At 69.8% G+C, this 16,785-nt stretch carries 18 protein-coding genes; 8 read left to right on the top strand and 10 right to left on the bottom strand.

Going from position 1 to position 16,785, the window contains the following annotated elements; translation table 11 throughout:
* Positions 1–45: 45 nt before the first annotated feature.
* From QH270_RS23825 to QH270_RS23845, 5 genes are read left to right on the top strand one after another with little or no spacing between them, the layout of a single operon-like run.
* A complete protein-coding gene (locus QH270_RS23825) occupies positions 46–1,398 on the top strand; it encodes a cytochrome P450 (protein ID WP_280346309.1) in 1,353 nt (450 codons plus the stop codon).
* Between the two features lie 41 nt (positions 1,399–1,439).
* Entirely contained in the window at positions 1,440–2,696 is a 1,257-nt protein-coding gene (locus QH270_RS23830; RefSeq protein WP_280346310.1) for a cytochrome P450, read from the top strand.
* The gene (locus QH270_RS23835) at positions 2,696–3,952 is read left to right on the top strand and encodes a glycosyltransferase family 4 protein (RefSeq protein ID WP_280346311.1); all 1,257 of its coding nucleotides are present in this window, start codon (positions 2,696–2,698) and stop codon (positions 3,950–3,952) included. The genes QH270_RS23830 and QH270_RS23835 overlap by 1 nt, the downstream gene beginning before the upstream one ends.
* Positions 3,946–4,668 carry a class I SAM-dependent methyltransferase gene (locus QH270_RS23840; RefSeq protein ID WP_280346312.1) on the top strand — a complete coding sequence of 241 codons (723 nt, stop codon included), beginning with the start codon at positions 3,946–3,948 and terminating at the stop codon, positions 4,666–4,668. The genes QH270_RS23835 and QH270_RS23840 overlap by 7 nt, the downstream gene beginning before the upstream one ends.
* Positions 4,665–5,687, top strand: a complete 1,023-nt coding sequence (locus QH270_RS23845; RefSeq protein ID WP_280346313.1) for a prenyltransferase — start codon at positions 4,665–4,667, stop codon at positions 5,685–5,687. Before QH270_RS23840 ends, QH270_RS23845 begins: the two co-directional genes overlap by 4 nt.
* A 7-nt stretch (positions 5,688–5,694) precedes the next feature.
* On the opposite strand, the gene QH270_RS23850 is transcribed toward QH270_RS23845, so the two are convergent.
* Positions 5,695–6,354: a class I SAM-dependent methyltransferase gene (locus QH270_RS23850; protein WP_280346314.1), complete on the bottom strand. Its 660-nt coding sequence runs from the start codon at positions 6,352–6,354 to the stop codon at positions 5,695–5,697.
* Between the two features lie 85 nt (positions 6,355–6,439).
* Here QH270_RS23850 and QH270_RS23855 point away from each other — a divergent pair, with 85 nt between their 5' ends.
* Positions 6,440–6,586, top strand: a complete 147-nt coding sequence (locus QH270_RS23855; RefSeq protein WP_280346315.1) for a DUF1059 domain-containing protein — start codon at positions 6,440–6,442, stop codon at positions 6,584–6,586.
* 5 nt (positions 6,587–6,591) lie between these two features.
* Here QH270_RS23855 and QH270_RS23860 read toward each other — a convergent pair whose 3' ends face one another.
* The 9 genes from QH270_RS23860 to QH270_RS23900 are packed head-to-tail and all read right to left on the bottom strand — an operon-like array spanning position 6,592 to position 15,102.
* Positions 6,592–7,167: a hypothetical protein gene (locus QH270_RS23860; protein ID WP_280346316.1), complete on the bottom strand. Its 576-nt coding sequence runs from the start codon at positions 7,165–7,167 to the stop codon at positions 6,592–6,594.
* A gap of 17 nt (positions 7,168–7,184) precedes the next feature.
* Positions 7,185–8,141, bottom strand: coding sequence for an MlaD family protein (locus QH270_RS23865; protein ID WP_280346317.1), 957 nt, complete (start codon positions 8,139–8,141; stop codon positions 7,185–7,187).
* Positions 8,138–9,214, bottom strand: coding sequence for an MlaD family protein (locus QH270_RS23870; protein WP_280346318.1), 1,077 nt, complete (start codon positions 9,212–9,214; stop codon positions 8,138–8,140). The genes QH270_RS23865 and QH270_RS23870 overlap by 4 nt, the downstream gene beginning before the upstream one ends.
* The gene (locus tag QH270_RS23875; protein WP_280346319.1) at positions 9,211–10,311 is read right to left on the bottom strand and encodes an MlaD family protein; all 1,101 of its coding nucleotides are present in this window, start codon (positions 10,309–10,311) and stop codon (positions 9,211–9,213) included. The genes QH270_RS23870 and QH270_RS23875 overlap by 4 nt, the downstream gene beginning before the upstream one ends.
* Complete coding sequence (locus QH270_RS23880; RefSeq protein WP_280346320.1) at positions 10,311–11,333, bottom strand: MlaD family protein; 1,023 nt, start codon at positions 11,331–11,333, stop codon at positions 10,311–10,313. The genes QH270_RS23875 and QH270_RS23880 overlap by 1 nt, the downstream gene beginning before the upstream one ends.
* Entirely contained in the window at positions 11,321–12,319 is a 999-nt protein-coding gene (locus QH270_RS23885; protein WP_280346321.1) for an MlaD family protein, read from the bottom strand. The genes QH270_RS23880 and QH270_RS23885 overlap by 13 nt, the downstream gene beginning before the upstream one ends.
* Positions 12,319–13,365: a mammalian cell entry protein gene (locus QH270_RS23890; protein ID WP_280346322.1), complete on the bottom strand. Its 1,047-nt coding sequence runs from the start codon at positions 13,363–13,365 to the stop codon at positions 12,319–12,321. The genes QH270_RS23885 and QH270_RS23890 overlap by 1 nt, the downstream gene beginning before the upstream one ends.
* A gap of 4 nt (positions 13,366–13,369) precedes the next feature.
* On the bottom strand, positions 13,370–14,236 hold the full coding sequence (locus QH270_RS23895) for an ABC transporter permease (RefSeq protein ID WP_280346323.1): 867 nt from the start codon (positions 14,234–14,236) through the stop codon (positions 13,370–13,372).
* On the bottom strand, positions 14,236–15,102 hold the full coding sequence (locus QH270_RS23900) for an MlaE family ABC transporter permease (protein WP_280346324.1): 867 nt from the start codon (positions 15,100–15,102) through the stop codon (positions 14,236–14,238). Before QH270_RS23900 ends, QH270_RS23895 begins: the two co-directional genes overlap by 1 nt.
* 311 nt (positions 15,103–15,413) lie before the next feature.
* Here QH270_RS23900 and QH270_RS23905 point away from each other — a divergent pair, with 311 nt between their 5' ends.
* Positions 15,414–16,619: a cytochrome P450 gene (locus tag QH270_RS23905; protein WP_280346325.1), complete on the top strand. Its 1,206-nt coding sequence runs from the start codon at positions 15,414–15,416 to the stop codon at positions 16,617–16,619.
* Positions 16,619–16,785 (top strand): SDR family NAD(P)-dependent oxidoreductase (locus tag QH270_RS23910; RefSeq protein ID WP_280346328.1); only part of this gene is annotated, 167 nt, incomplete at its 3' end. The genes QH270_RS23905 and QH270_RS23910, both read left to right, overlap by 1 nt.

Genomic DNA, 16,785 nt, shown 5'->3' on the forward strand with positions numbered 1-16,785 from the left:
ACATGTCCATCAATTGTCTGGACATCATTCCGGGAAGGATTCCCCATGACGCTGGCCATTCCGCGGCGCGTGTCCGGAGGCGAGGAAGACCACGGGCATCTGACAGAGTTCCGCACCGACCCGATCGCTCTGATGCGCCGCGTGCGCGCCGAGTGCGGCGATGTCGGAACCTTCGAACTCGCCGGGCGCACCGTCGTGCTGCTCTCCGGCGCCGAAGCCAACGAATTCTTCTTCCGGGCGGGAGACGACGACCTCGACCAGGGCGCCGCCTACCCGTTCATGAAGCCCATCTTCGGTGAGGGCGTGGTATTCGACGCGCCACCGGAACGCCGCAAGGAGATGCTGCACAACCAGGCCCTGCGCGCCGACCACATGCGCGGGCACGCGAGCACCATCGCCCGCGAGGTCGACCGGATGATCGCGAGCTGGGACGACGAGGGCGAGATCGATCTGCTCGAGTTCTTCGCCGAGCTGACCATCTACACCTCCTCGGCCTGCCTCATCGGCGTGAAGTTCCGCGATCAGCTGGACTCCCGGTTCGCGCACCTCTATCACGAACTCGAGCAGGGCACCGACGCGCTGGCCTACGTCGATCCGTACGCGCCGATCGAGAGTTTCGCCCGCCGCGACGCCGCGCGCGCCGCGCTGGTGGAGCTGGTGCAGGCGATCATGGATCAGCGCGCGGCCGCGCCGCCGCCGGGCAAGGGCGAGCGCGACATGCTCGACGTGCTCATGTCGGTGCCCGACGAGAACGGCGCGCCACGGTTCCCGGCGACCGAGATCACCGGCATCTTCATCTCGATGATGTTCGCCGGTCACCACACCACCTCGGGCACCGCGGCCTGGACCGTCATCGAGCTGCTGCGCCACCCCGAACTGCTGCGGGCGGTGCGGACCGAGCTCGACGAGCTGTTCGCCGACGGGTCCGAGGTGAGTCACCACGCGCTGCGCCAGATCCCGCAGCTCGAGGCCGCGCTCAAGGAGACCTTGCGCCTGCACCCGCCCCTGATCGTGCTCATGCGGGTGGCGCGCGGGGAGTTCGAGGTGTGCGGGCACAAGATCTCCCCCGGTGACATGGTGGCCGCGACGCCCGCGGTGTCCAACCGGATCCCGGAGGACTTCCCCGATCCCGACGCCTTCGACCCCGGCCGCTACCTCGACCCGCGCCAGGACGACATCGTCAACCGGTGGACCTGGATCCCGTTCGGCGCGGGCAGGCACCGCTGCGTCGGGGCGCCGTTCGCACTCATGCAGCTCAAGGCGATCTTCTCGATCCTGCTGCGGGACTGGGAGTTCGAACTCGCGCAGCCGTCGGACACCTATCGCAACGACCACTCGAAGATGGTCGTCCAGCTGCAACAGCCCTGCCGCGTCCGTTACCGTCGCAGGCAGCGCTGAACACCGAGGGCACCCGGCCGTCGGCATCGCCAGGAGGAACCGTGTCAGCGCCGTCGATACCCAGCGGATTCGATTTCACCGATCCCGCACTGTGGGGAACCCGCAACCCTGTCCAGGAATTCGCCGAACTGCGCCGCACCGCGCCGGTGTGGTGGAACACGCAGACCGACGCGCAGTCGGGCGGCTTCCGTGACGGGGGCTACTGGGTGGTCACCAAACACGAGGACATCAAGGAGATCTCGCGCAATCCCGACCTGTTCTCCTCGCAGCGCAAGGGCTCGGTCATCCGGCTCCCCGGCGAGGTGACGCCCGAGCAGATCGAGCTGACGAGCGCGCTGCTGCTGAACATGGACCCGCCCAAACACACCAAGATCCGGCGCATCATCTCGAAGGGCTTCACCCCGCGCGCGGTGGAGAGCCTGCGCGCGGCGCTGACCGAGCGGGCGGCGGCGATCGTGCGCGCGGCCGCGCGGGCGGGCGGCGGCGACTTCGTCGAGCAGGTGGCGTGCGAGCTGCCCCTGCAGGCCATCGCCGAGCTGATCGGTGTGCCGCAGGAGGATCGGCGCAAGCTGTTCGACTGGTCGAATCAGATGCTCAACTACGACGACCCCGAATACGGCGACGCCACCACCCCCGACGCCTCCTCCGCCGCCGCGATGGACATCCTCGGCTACGCCTGGAACCTGGCCGAGCAACGTCGCGCCGAGCCACGCGAGGACATCGTCAGTCAGCTCGTGCACGCCGACCTCGACGGCGCTGCGCTCGGCTCGGACGAGTTCGGGTTCTTCGTCATCCTGCTCGCGGTGGCGGGCAACGAGACCACCCGCAATGCCATCACTCACGGCATGAAAGCCTTCGTCGACAATCCGGAGCAGTGGCGGCTCTACCGCGAGCGGCGCCCGAGTACCGCGCCCGACGAGATCGTGCGGTGGGCGACCCCGGTGACGGTGTTCCAGCGCACCGCGACCGCCGACACCGAACTCGGCGGACAGCGGATCCGGGCGGGCGAGCGGCTCGGCTTGTTCTACAGCTCGGCCAATTTCGACGAGGACGCCTTCGACGATCCGTTCCGCTTCGACATCCTGCGCGATCCCAATCCGCATCTGGGTTTCGGCGGCACCGGCGCGCACTTCTGTGTCGGCGCCAACCTGGCCCGGCTCGAGATCGATCTGATCTTCCACGCGATCGCCGAGGTGATGCCGACGCTGTCGCAGGTGGCGGAGCCGCAGCGATTGCGTTCGGGCTGGATCAACGGCATCAAGCATTGGCAGGTCGACTACGGAACCGGGGTGTCGTGATGCGGATCGCGTTGCTGTCGTATCGGAGCAAGGCCCACTGCGGCGGGCAGGGGGTGTACGTCCGGTACCTGAGCCAGGGGCTCGTCGATCTCGGCCACGAGGTGGAGGTGTTCTCCGGGCAGCCCTATCCCGAGGACCTCGACCCGCGGGTGCGGTTGACCGAGGTGCCGAGCCTGGATCTCTATCGCGACGACGACCCGTTCCGCACCCCGCACCCGCGCGAGATCCGCGACCGGATCGATCTGCTCGAGCTCGCCACCATGTGGACGGCGGGGTTCCCCGAGCCACGGACCTTCAGCCTGCGCGCCGCCAAGCTGCTGGCCGCGCGCGCCGCGGATTTCGATGTGGTGCACGACAATCAGTGCCTCGGCTACGGTCTGCTCGACATCGCCCGACAGCTCCCACTGGTGGCGACGGTCCACCATCCGATCACCCGTGATCGCGCGGTGGACCTGGCCGCGACGCCGTGGCGACGGCGCCCCTTCGTGCGGCGCTGGTACGGGTTCCTCGCTATGCAGCAGCGGGTGGCGCGCCGGATTCCGGACCTGATCACCGTGTCGACCTCGTCCGCCGACGACATCGCCGTGGACTTCGGCGTGGCGCCGCAGCAGCTGCGCACGGTCCCGCTCGGCGTGGACACCGGACTGTTCCGGCCGCGCGAGATTCCGCGGGTGCCGGGGCGGATCGTGGCGGTCGCCAGCGCAGACAAGCCGCTCAAGGGCATCGCGCATCTGTTGCACGCGCTGGCCCGGCTGCGTCATCGGCACGAGGTGGAGCTGCGGCTGGTCGCCAGGCTGGAGCCGAACGGCCCGACCGAGAAACTCATCGCCGAACTCGGGCTCGCCGATATCGTCACGCCCGTCAGCGGAATGAGTGACGAGGAGCTGGCAGCCCTGCTGGCTTCGGCCGAGATCGCGGCCATTCCGTCGATGTACGAAGGGTTTTCGCTGCCCGCCGTCGAGGCGATGGCCAGCGGGACACCGCTCATCGCCAGCCGGGCCGGCGCCTTGCCCGAGGTCGTCGGCGACTGCGCCACCCTCGTCGCGCCCGGTGACGTCGACGCGCTCACCGATGCCCTCGACGCGCTGCTGCGCGACCCGGACCGGCGGCGCCGGATGGGCACCGACGGCAGGCGCCGCGCCCTCGACCTGTTCAGCTGGTCGGCCGTCGCCGCGCAGACGGTGGCCGTCTACGACCGGGCGATCGAACGCTTCCACTCCCCCGATTCCCCCCACCGCCAGGAGGCTCCATGCTGACCGTCGACTTCGATCGGCTGGGCGTCGGCCCGGGTACCCGGGTGATCGATGTCGGCTGCGGCGCGGGGAGGCACGCGTTCGAGGCCTACCGCCGTGGCGCCGACATCGTGGCCTTCGATCAGAACGCCGACGATCTGGCCCAGGTGGACGCGATGTTCGGGGCGATGGCCGACGCGTGCGAGGCGCCGGACTACGCGAAGGCCGAGACCGTGCGCGGCGACGCCCTCGATCTGCCCTACGGCGACGGCGAATTCGACGTGGTGATCGCCTCGGAGATCCTCGAGCACGTGCCCGCCGACGACCGGGCGATCGCCGAGCTGGTCCGCGTGGTGAAACCCGGTGGCGCGCTGGTGGTCACGGTGCCGCGCTGGCTGCCCGAGCGGATCTGCTGGGCGCTGTCGGACGAATACCACGCCAACGAGGGCGGCCACGTGCGGATCTACCGCGCGGACGAACTGCGCGACAAGATCACCGCGCGGGGCCCGCGCCTCGTGCACCAGGACTACGCGCACGCCCTGCACGCGCCGTACTGGTGGCTCAAGTGCGCGGTGGGTGTGCGCGATGACGGCAATCCCCTGGTCCGCGCCTATCACCGGTTGCTGGTGTGGGACATGATGTCGGCGCCGGCACTGACCAGGACCGCCGAGCGACTGCTGAATCCGCTCGTCGGCAAGTCGGTCGCCCTGTACTTCAGCAAGCCGGAGGTGCCCCGGTGACCGGCGACCTCCCGGCCGTGCCGGGTGTGCTCTCCGCCCGCGATGTCCGGCGCACCGCCGAGACGATCGCCGCCGCACAGGAACCCGACGGCGCGATCCCGTGGTTCACCGGCGGCCACACCGACCCGTGGGATCACATCGAATCAGCGATGGCGCTCACCGTCGCGGGGATGTGGGAGGTGGCGCGCGAGGCCTACATCTGGTCGGCGAAAACGCAGCGCGCCGACGGGTCGTGGCCGATGCAGATCCGCGCGGGCCTGATCGAGAACCACGACGCCGACGCCAACTTCTGCGCCTACCTCGCGACCGGTGTGCTGCACGCGCTCACGGTCACCGGTGACACGGACTTCGCGGCCGAACTGTGGCCGACGGTGCGGGCGGGCATCGACTTCGTGCTCGGCCTGCAACTGGGCGCGCACGGTGAGATCCATTGGTCCGCGAGCGAATCCGGGACATCCGGGGAGGCACTGCTCACCGGGTGCGCGAGCATCCACCACAGCCTGGGCTGCGCCGTGGCCCTCGCCGAGCGGATGGGCGATCCACGGCCGGACTGGGTCCTGGCGCGCCGCAGGCTCGGGCACGCCCTGCGGCACCATCCGGAAGCCTTCCTGGACAAGAGCCGCTACTCCATGGACTGGTACTACCCCGTCCTCGGTGGCGCCGTGCGTGGCGCGGCCGCCCACGCGCGCATCGCGCGGCACTGGGACGAGTTCGTGGTCGCGGACCTGGGCATCCGCTGCGTCTCCGACGCACCGTGGGTCACCGGCGCCGAGACCTGCGAACTGGTTCTCGCGCTCGACGCCATCGGCGACACCGCCGGGGGCACCACGCTGTTCAGGAATATGCAACATCTCCGCGATACCGACGGATCCTATTGGACCGGACTGGTTTTCACCGACGGCAAACGCTGGCCGGAGGAACGCACCACCTGGACCGCGGCCGCCGTCATCCTGGCGGCCGACGCGCTCAGCCGCACCACCGCGGCCAACGGCATCTTCCGCGACGCCGGCGCGGACTGAACCGGGACTAGTTGCAGGCGGCGGTGCGCTGCAGGATCCGCAACGAACCCGTCACCGAGAGTTCGGTGAATTTGCCACTGTCGAGTGCGCGACGGTAGATGTTGTACGGCGCGCGACCACCGTCGGCGGGATCGGGGAACACATCGTGGATGGCGAGCAGTCCACCGCCGGCCACCCAGTGCACCCAGTCGTCGTAGTCGCGCTGCGCGGCCTCCTCGGTGTGGCCGCCGTCGATGAACAGCATGGTCAGCGGGACGCGCCAGATCCGCGCCGCGGCCGAGGACGGTCCGATGACGCCGATCACGGTGTCGGTGAGACCGGCCCGGATCATGGTGCGGCGGAAGGCGGTCACCGTGTCGAAGACGCCGGTCTCGGGATCGACCAGGTCGGTGTCGTGATACTCCCAGCCCGGCTGATGCTCCTCGGAGCCGCGGTGATGGTCGACGGTGAACACCGTGGCGCCCGTTTCGCGTGCCGCGGCGCCGAGGTAGATCGCCGACTTGCCGCAGTAGGTGCCGATCTCGAGGATCGTTCCGGTCCCCGCGTAGTCGCGGGCGGCGGCGTAGAGCGCGCGCCCCTCCTCCGCGGGCATGAAGCCGGTGGCCTGCTCGGCCAGGGTGAACAGCGCACCGGTTTCGGCGGAGATCTCGTCTACGGGTCGTCCCATGCCTCACGCTAACACAGCGACTGGAATACAATCCGGACTACTGTCCAGCACCGTGCCGGGCAGCACCACGACAGGAGAAATCTCGATGAAGACTCGCCTCAACTGCCCGTGCGGAACCCAGATCAACGCGAACAACGAGGACGACCTGGTCGCCCAGACCCAGGCGCACCTGGCCGCGAACCATCCCGACCACGACTACACCCGCGACGAGATCCTCTTCATCGCGTACTGACCCGGCTATTTCGTCGGCAAGGTGTTCTGCAGCCCGCCCACCTCGGTGATCTGCCAGCCCGCGGCGCGGTCGATGGTCAGCGAGTAGGTGACGGTGGTCGTGGCGCCCCCGGGGTTCTGGGCGCTCGTCGACACCACGGTGAAGTAGGCGTTGACCTTGTAGATCCCGCCGGATTCCGAGGTCACGGTCGCCGAGAGCGGGGTGGCCGTCGAAGTCCATTGCAGCGGCAGCAGAATCTGTTCGAGCTGCGGCGCGGTGGCATCGAACTTCGCGGCCAGCTGCGGTGACGTTCCCGCGCGCAGGCGGCCGAACCAGGCCGCGACATCGCGGTAGTCGATCGTCGACGCGCCGGTGCCGTAGTCCGTCGCGATCCGCTCGGCGTGCCGGTTGTCGGCCGCGCGGGCCTCGCCGGCCGCGATCGTCGACCTGGCCGAGAAGTACAGCGCGGCGAAGGTCACCGTCGCGACGGCGAGCAGCCCGATAGTGGCCGCCACCAGCACGCTGGAAAGGCGGATCGATACCGTACGTGGTCGACGCTCGTCGGGCTCGGTCGTGTCGGGTTCGACTGTCGCTGTGCTCATGCGCTGTCCTTCGCTGGCTATTTGACGGCGATGCGGAACCGCACGGTGCCGTCGGGGTCCACGCTCCGCAGGGCTTGGTCGATCAGGGTGCTGATGTCGAGCGCGGGCGCGCGGTGCACGGCGTCGGTCACCACCGGGCCGAGGATCTGCTCGAGTGGCGCGATACTCGGCCCGATCTCGGCGATCAGGTCGTTCAGGCGGGCGAGGAACGGCACCAGGCCGTCGCCGGTGACGTAGTCGGTGAGCGGCCTGCTCTCCACCAGCGCCGAGCCCGATTCGACGATCGCGCTCAGGGTGACGCCGAACTCACCGAACTTCGGTCCCGCGGCGCCCAGCGAGGGGCCGAGCCAGGCCATGTCGCCGCCGAGTGCCTGGATATCGGCGAACAGCCGCCGGATGAGGTCGGTGCGGCTGAGCAGGGTCGCCGCGAGCAGGTTCGACGACCGGTGCAGCGTCCGCATGGCCGTCTCGGTCTCGGCGAGCGCGCGATCGAACGTGTCGACCAGGCGCGCGATCGCCTCGGGCCGGATCTGCTCGAGCAGTTCGACCAGTTTGGCCGACAGCGCCGTGATGCTCATCGGCACATGGATCCGCTCCGCCGGAATCACCTGTCCGTCTTCGAGATACGGCCCGGCGCCGGACGTGGGCACGAACGTGAGATAGGGCTCGCCCAGCGCGGAGAGCTGTTCGATCCGGACATCGCTGGCCAGTGGGATGCGGTGGCGGCTGTCGATGTCGAGACGCACCCGGACACCCGCGGCCTGCTTGCGCACCGATTCGACCTGCCCGACCCGCATGCCGGCGAGCAGGACCGGCGCGTTCGGGCCGAGGCCGCCGGAGGTGTCCAGATCCATCTCGACGGCGAGGAAGCGCAGCCGTGGATCGAATCCGAGCACCCCGACCGACATGTACCCGACCCCGAGGACCAGCACCGCCGCGATCGCCGACAGCGACACCGCCGCACGGAGATTCATCGCACCGCTCCGATCATCCGCAGCGTGTCGACGACGCGGCCGGTGCGTTCCGCCGACGTGATCGTCGTCGGGCCGAGGCCGACATCGACCAGATCCACCTTCGGACCACGCGTGCCGAAGGGCACCAGTTTCGTATTGATCAGGTCGACGAGGGTCTTCATGTTGGAGGGCGCCGAGGTGTCGAGGGGACTGGCCCCGAACAGCACCGGTACCACCGCGCGGGTGGCGTCGTCGAGCGAGGACAGCAACGGGCCGAGCCATTGCGCGCTCGGGGCGACCGGGCCGAGCGCGGTGAGCACGAAGATGACGCCGATCTGCGCGTTGACCGCGTCGGTGGTGTGGTCGACGCCGTAGGGCGTGAGGAGTTCGTCGAGCATGGGCAGGTTCTGCCGCAGGCCCTGCTCGACCGTGGCCTCCATGCCGTCGAGCAGGGCGTCGACCGAATCCAGGTTCGCGGCGAGGTCCGTCAGATCGGTACCGAGGACGCCCGCGATCCGGGCGGTGTCGCGCGGGTCCTCGGGCATGAGCCCGTTCGCCGTGCGGATGATGGTCTGGAAGTCGGTGACGGCGCCGCTGCCGAGAAAGGTCGACAGGCTCGCCAGGATGTCTTCGATCGGCGGCGCCTGGGTGGTGTCGGCCAGCGGGATGGTCGCGCCATCGGTCAGGATTGTCGCGCTCGGCGCGGTGGGCTCGGACAGGGCGATGTGCACGTCGCCGAGCGGCGTCTCCTGGCGCAACACGGCGGTGGTGCCCACCGGCAGCCGGACCGACTGCCGGATCTCGACGTCGGCCACCGCGTAGCCGGGGCGCGCGCCCTGCTCGGCGGTGGCGGCGATCGGATCGACCAGGGTGACCCCGGTGAGTCTGCCCACCCGCACGCCCGCGGCGATCACCTTGGCGGCCTGGGGCAGATTGAGGACGTCGGCGAACTCGATCCGCAGGCGGTAGGTCGGTCCGTCCACGCCAGTGCCGGGGACCGGGAGGTCGGCGGGCCGGAAACCACATCCCGTGCCCGCCAGCACTGTCGCCAGTACCAGCAGGCCGTGGACGGTCCGGCGCAGCAGTCGGATCATCGGGCGCTCACCCCCGCGAGTAGGACCGGCAGTGCCGGAACAGTCATGGTGCCGTCGGCGGCCGTCGCGCAGCCCTGACCGGTGGCGACCCGCACGGCCTCGCAGATCGCGGACGAATCCTGATGGGGCAAGACCAGTTTCGGTGGCGCGTAGCCGATGGTCAGCTGTCCGCTCACCGGATCGACCGCGCCGGCGAATCCGGTGGCGAGCGCGGGCGTCATGGCGATCACCTCGGCCAGCGAGCCGACTCCGGCCGCGATCATCCGGGGCAGGTCGGGCACGGACTCCAGGGCGCGCAGCCCCGGCGAGCCGAACATCATGATGACGTCGTTGAGTTGGGGCAGCAGGTCGGCGAGGGTGGCGACGATCTGGATGATGGGCGGGAACGCGATCGTGACGATGTCGTCGAAGGTCTGCGGCAGCCCGGAGACGGTGGTCTCCACCTGCGCCCAGCCGCCGCGGGCCCGCTGGGCGAGTTCGGCCAGGGCGTCGAGGAGCTGCCCGAGGTGCCCGATCGCCGCGTCCGGCGCGGCCAGTGCCCGGCTCAACGCCAGGATCATGTCGTTGAGCTGCTCGCCGGTGCCTGCTGTGGCCGCGTCGACGGCGTCCAGCCCGGCGCCGAGCGCACCGCGTTGCGTCGGATCGCCCGCGCTGTTGAGCTGATCGGCCAATCCGGCGAGCGCGTCGAAGGTCTGCGACAAGCTTTTGGGCGTCAACGTTCTGGTGATGCAGGCCCCCGGGGGCAACCCGGGTCCCGTCGGCTCGGCGCCGATGAGCTCCAGGCGCCGGTCGGCGATCAGGGTGTCGCTGACGGTGACCGCACCCACGTCGGTCGGCAGCTCGCGGTCGGCGCGCACGGTGAAGTCGACCCGCGCGACCGCGCCGACGACGGTGATCGCGGTGACGCGGCCGACGGGCACCCCGAGCACGGTGACCGCACTGCCCTCGTAGAGGCCGATGCTGTCGGGCATGTCGGCGCAGTACCCGCGCGTCGCCGGATGGGGTGTGCTCAGCCGCAGCCCGAGGGCGCCCGCCAGTACCAGGGTGAGCACCACCGCGACCGACATCAGCCCCCGCGAACCCAGCATCGTCTTCATCAACATCCCCCACCCGGCAACGGAATACACACCGCGGGAACGGGAATGGTGGCGCCGGAGTGATCGACGGTGATCCCGCCGCCGGGCGCCAGCAACGGCGCCACCCGCTGGTACAACGCGCGCACGGCGTCCAGCAGCGCGCCGAGCCGCCCGCCGAGCTGCTCGAGCGCGGGGATCGCGTCGGCCAGCGGCCGCGCGCGCTCCTTCAGCGAGGCGTCCCAGGCCCGCCCCAGCGGCGTGAAGTCCCGCAGCACCACCGCCAGGTCGCGCAGGGACTGCGCGACCTGCACCTTGTTGGTCTGGATGATCTGTTCGAGCGTGCCGAGGGTGACCAGCAGGTCCGCCAGGACGTCGGCGTTCGCGTCGAGCGCGGTCAGGTATTCGTCGGCGATGGCCAGAGTGCGCGAGATGTCGGCGTTCTGCGCGTCCAGGATGCCGACCAGGTCCCCGGCCGCCCGTACGGCCGAGCGAACCGCCTCCGGGCTCTTCTCGATCGAGGTCGACAGGGCCGCCAGGTCGCGCCGCAGCATACTGGCGTCGATCCGGCGCACCGGCTCGACCGCGTCCTGGAACGCCTGGGTCAGGTTGTAGGGCACGATGACTCGCTCCCGCGGGATGACGGCGTCGCCGAGGGGACGCGTCCCCGCCGGGAGCACGGCGACGTAGTAGCCGCCGACGAAGGTCAGCATCCGGATGTCGAGGGTGGTCTGATCGCCCAGGAAGGCGTCCGCGGCGACGGTGAACTCCATCCGGACCCGATCGGCGAGCAGGGTGAGCGCGGTGACCTTGCCGACCGGGATGCCGGCGAGGCGCACGTCGTCGCCGGGACGGACCGACCCCGCCTGGCTCAGTTCGGCGGAATAGGCGCGCTCGGGTGAGGTCCCGGTGACATACACCGCGCCGATCCCGACGAGCAGGACCACGGCGGCGCAGATTCCCGCGATCCCCCACCGCAGGTCGCCCGCGCGCGGATCCCCGCCCGGACGCCGGAACCCGAACGCGCGCAGTGCTATCGGCGACACAGGACCACCCCCTGTCCGGTCAGCAGCACCCGCAGCGGCTCGGGCGCCTCGGTGTCGCCGTGCGTACAGACCAGGCCGGGCCCGGTCGCGGGGACGGCGTGCGCCAGCGCCTGGATCAGCCCGGGCAGGTCGTCGAACGCGGCGACCGCGGCCACCGGATCGGGGAAGGCGCGGCGCAGCGCGGCATCGAGATCACGATCGGGCTCACCGGTCACGCCGAGCACGGTGAGCATGCTCCGCAGCGGTTGCAGCACCGCCGGAATGCCGACCGCGAAATCGACCAGGCCGGGCAGCTTCTCGGTGATGGTGATGAACAGATTGGTCAGGTTGGTCAGCAGCTTCATCGCGTTGCCCGACTTGCCCCCGAGGTGGTCGGCGACCTGGGCCAGGTTCGCGGCCAGCGTCGACAGCACGGCCTGCCGGTCGGAGGCGTGCCTGCTCAGGGTGTCGATGGCGGCCATGGCCTGCCCCAGCCCCGTGCCGTCGCCGTCGACGACGGCGAGGATGCTGGTCGCGAACCGATTCAGATCCTCGGGTGACAGTTGCGCGAGCACCGGTTGCAGACCCTTGAACAGCCGGGTGATGTCGAAGTCGGGCACCGTTTCCGCCGGGCCGAACACCGCGGCGGGGTCGCGGCGATCGCCGAGCTCGGTCGGCTGCCGGATCTCCAGATACCGGAATCCGGTGAGGTTCTGGTAGCGGATCGCGATCGTGGTCCCGGTGTGGAGCGTGCGCTCCCGCAGCACCGTGAAGCGGACCCGCGCCAGTGCCCCGTCCAGTTCGACCGCGCGGACCTTGCCGACCTGCACCCCGTACAGGCGCACGTCGTCACCGGTGCGCAGACCGTTCGCGTCGGTGAACAGCGCTGTGTAGGTGTGGGTTTCGCCGTCCACCGGCCGTTCGATCACCCGCAGCACGCCGACGAGCACCAGTCCCATCGCCACCGTCGCCAGCACCACCCGCAGCAGCAGGCTCCGTGTGGTCATCAGCGGCCCCCTTGCCCGAGCACCGCGGCCAGCGGCGCGGCCAGGCCCGGCACCCCGTCGAGGTCGACCGCGGCGCGCAGGACCGGTCCCTGCGGGGTGTCGACGAAGGCGCTGTCGAGACGGTCGAGCAGTTCGCCGAGTTGACGCCCGGTTCGCTCCGGCGTGCTGACCGAGCCCGACAGCTGGTCGAGAACGAGGCTCGCCATCGGCAGCAGCCCGCCGAAGTGCTGCCGGGAGGTGGTGAGCAGCTCGGTCACGGTCGGCAGCAGCTGGTACTGGATGTCGGAGAACATCCGGCCGAACTTCTCGAGGTGTTCGGGCGTGCTCAGGTACTCGTTGGTGTAGTCGGCGTAGAGCAGGGTCAGACTGCCCGTGAGCATCGGCGGCAGCCCGGTGAGCGCGGAGCCGAACTGGTCGAACAGCAGTGACGGTGGCAGCAGCTGGGTTTCGGTGAACGAACGCACCGTCGCGCCGATGGCCGCCAGCAGCGGGGCGAAGGCCGCGAGATCGCGCGAGACGGTGCCGAGCAGTTCGGCGAGCTTCGGGGTGAGCACCTGGTCGGCGAGGGCGCCGGTGGAGGTCAGCAGGGCCGAGAGCGTGGCGTCGCGTACTCGCTCCGCGTCACGGCCGGTCAGGTCGACGGTCGCGCCCTCGACCAGCGCAACGCCGCCTGCTCCGGGGTGGAGCTCGACCGCGCTGATACCGAACAGGCTGCCCGGCGCGTAGTCGACGCTCAGCGCGTCCGACAAGCCGAACAGCTGAGAACCGCGCAGCGTCAGACCGATTCGCTGGGTACCGCGGCCGGCGAAGTCGATCGTCTCGACCGAGCCCACGTGGACGCCGTCGAGCCGCACGTCGGTGCCCGGCCCGACGCCCGCGCCCACCTGACCCACGAGCAGCGCGACCCGGATCTCGTCGGCGGGCCGGTCCGCCGGCACCACCCGCCAGACGGCGAGGCCGAGCACGGCCACGACGACGGCGAGCACACCGAGTAGCCGGGCGCGACGTGGCCCGACCTCGGTGCCGGGCAGAGTGTAGGCAGGCATGGCATCACCCGGTGAAGGTCACGGGAGATCGGAATCCCCACAGCACGATGGTGGCGACCATGTCGAGGGCGATGATCGACACCAGGCTGGCGCGGATCGCGCGCCCCGACCCGATGCCGACACCCTCGGGGCCGCCGGTGGCGAAATAGCCCTGGTAGCAATGGATCAGCACGACGGCCACGGCGAACACCATCACCTTCACGGTCGCGGCGAACACGTCCCAGCCCACGACGAACTGATCGAAGTAGTGGTCGTAGGTCCCCGACGGGGTGCCGTGGATCGTGGTGACGATCAGCGCGCACGAGGCGTAGCTGAGGATCAACGCGACGACGAAAGCCGGTGCGACGGCGATGATCCCGGCGATCACCCGGGTCGTCACGACGAACGGCACCGACCGGATGCCCAGGGATTCGAGCGCGTCGATCTCCTCGGAGATGCGCATGGACCCGATCTCGGCGGTCATCCGGCACCCGGCCTGCGCCGCGAACCCGATCCCGGCAGCGATCGGCGCGAGTTCCCTGGTCACGCCGAACGCCGAGATCAGGCCGCTGAGCTGACCGAGCGAGAGCAGGTTCAGCGCGCTGAAGGCCTCGATGCCGATGGAGGCACCCATCGCCGCGCCGAGCAACAGCATCAGCGGCACCACACCGCCGCCGATGATCACCGAGCCACGACCCCAGGTCATGTCGGTCACCATGGTGACCGTCTGCCGCCGATAGCGCAGCAGGGTGTACGGCACCGAGGACACCACCTGCCAGCCGAAGCCCAGCGCGAACCCGAGAGCGTCGACCGGGCCGAGCGGGCGCACCCGAGCCCGCCGCAGCCGCCCCACCCAGCGCAGGCCGACGGGATAATACGGAGCCGCCGTCATCACGCCATCCGTACCGGGAAGAACATCGTGACCACCTGGGTGATCACGGTGTTCAGCACGACCGCGGCCGCGATGGACATCACCACCGCCGCGTTGACGCCGTCGGCGACACCGCGCGGCCCGCCGGTGGCCTCGAGCCCGCGCTGGCAGGCGATGACGACGACGAGGAACCCGAAGATCAGCGCCTTGACCAGCGAGACCCACAGATCGACCGGCGTGGTGAAGGAACCGAACGACTGCCAGTAGCTGCCCGGCGTCACCCCCAGCGCCGCCACCGCGACCACGAAACCGGAGGCGACGCCGACGCAGATGATCAGGATGTTGAGCAGCGGCGCCACCAGCATCATCGCGGCGATCCGCGGCACGACCAGCCGGCGGACCGGGTCGACCCCCATCACCCGCAGCGCGTCGACCTCTTCGCGGATGGTGCGGGCACCCAGGTCGGCGGCGATGGCGGCCGCACCCGCCCCGCCGAGCAGCATGGCGGTGGCCATCGGCGCGCCCTGTTTGATGACGCCGAGCCCACCCGCCGCGCCGATCATCGAATCGGCGCCGAGTTCGGACACGATATTGCCGACTTGCGCGGAAACGATGACGCCGAACGGAATGGCCATCAAAATACTCGGCACCGCGGTGACCCGGATCAGAAACCACGCCTGCGCGAGTGTTTCGTGGATCTGGAAACGGCCGCGCAGGGCGTCGGCGGTGCCGAGGGCGACGGCGCTCGCGCCGATACGCAACGCGCGCCCGAGGGTGGCCACGCTGGAAAGGACTGTGGCGGAGAAATTCTGGCGCAGAATGCGCGCGGCACCGGCCTGGTCCGCACCCCCGTCGGGCGGTGCGACTTCGCCGTCAACCCGTGCCATGCGGGTGACCGTACCATATGATCTAGACCACATTCCAGACACTGTTCCAGATTCATGACCAGCTTTTCGGGCCGACCGGGAGCCGGCCTCGAGGAACGGTGCTCGAGGCTCGAATACGTTCAGCATCAGCGGCTTTGACATGACCGATAGGGCCCGCCGGTGGGCATCGGTCGATCGAATCGTCGATGAAAACGTTGTGCGGTGCAGGCGTCGGTGGTACCGTCCAGACACATGTCCAGCTACGTGTCTCCCTCGGGTCGCCACCGTCCCGACAGTGCCGGGGACGTCCGATCGGAACCGGGGTGTTCGCGATGACCAGCGCCGCTGTCGAGCCCTTGCGATTCGATCCGTACGATTACCGATTCCACGAGGATCCGTACCCGACATATCACCGGTTGCGGACCGAGGCGCCGCTCTACCACAATCCCGATCTCGATTTCTGGGCGCTGTCCCGCCATTCCGATGTGATCGCGGCATTCCGGGACAATCACCGGCTCTCCAGCGCCAATGGCGTTTCCCTCGATCCGGCGGCCTGGGGACCGCACGCGCACCGCGTCATGTCGTTCCTGGCCATGGACGATCCACGGCATATGCGCATGCGCAGACTCGTCTACAAGGGATTCACCCCGAAACGGGTGGCCGAAATGGAAGACCGCATCCGCGAGATCACCCTGGAGCACCTCGAACCCGCGCTCGCGCGTGGTCGTTTCGACTGGATCGACGAGGTCGCGGGCAAGCTGCCGATGGACGTCATCTCCGAACTGATGGGGGTGCCCGAGGCCGATCGCGCCGAGCTCCGGCGGCTGGCGGACCTGGTGGTACACCGGGAAGAAGGCGTTCTCGATGTGCCCGTCGAGGCGATCGAGTCCTCGATCACGCTGTACGGCTACTACGCCGACATGGTCGCCCAGCGCCGCGCCGCGCCCCGCGACGATCTCACCTCGGCCCTGCTCGAGGCCGAGATCGACGACGACACCCTCACCGACGAGGAGATCATCGGCTTCATGTTCCTGATGGTCGTCGCGGGCAACGAGACCACCACGAAACTGCTCGGCAACGCCCTGTACTGGGCGGGTGCGGACCCCGCCGAATACGCGAAGGTCGCCGCCGACCCGGACCTCGTCGCGGACTGGGTGGAGGAGACGCTGCGCTACGACACCTCGAGCCAGATCGTCGCCCGCACCGCCACGACCGACCTGGACTACCACGGCGGCACCATCCCGGCGGGGGCCAAGGTGCTGCTGCTGATCGGCTCGGCGAATCGGGACCCGGCGGCGTTCGCCGACGGCGACACCTACCGGATCGACCGCAACGACGGCGGCGCGCTGGCGAGTTTCGGTGCGGGCGTGCACTTCTGCCTCGGCGCGCACCTGGCCCGGCTCGAGGCGAGCGTGGTGCTCGGCGAGTTCGCGCGGCGGGTCACGCGCTACGAGGTCGACCACGGCGGCATCGAACGCGTGCACTCGACCAATGTCCGTGGCTTCGCCGCACTCCCCATCACAGTAGAGGTCCGCTAGTGCCCCGATTCGAACCCAACCCCGAACGCAGGCCCGCGCTGGTGGCGGGCGCGTCCTCCGGGATCGGCGCCGCGACGGCCGTCGCGCTGGCCGCACTCGGTCACCCGGTGGCGCTGGGCGCGCGCCGCGCGCAACTTTGCGAGGAACTCGCCGCCAAGATCAGGGC

It is taken from the genome of Nocardia neocaledoniensis, assembly GCF_029868625.1.
Lineage (GTDB): Bacteria > Actinomycetota > Actinomycetes > Mycobacteriales > Mycobacteriaceae > Nocardia > Nocardia neocaledoniensis_A.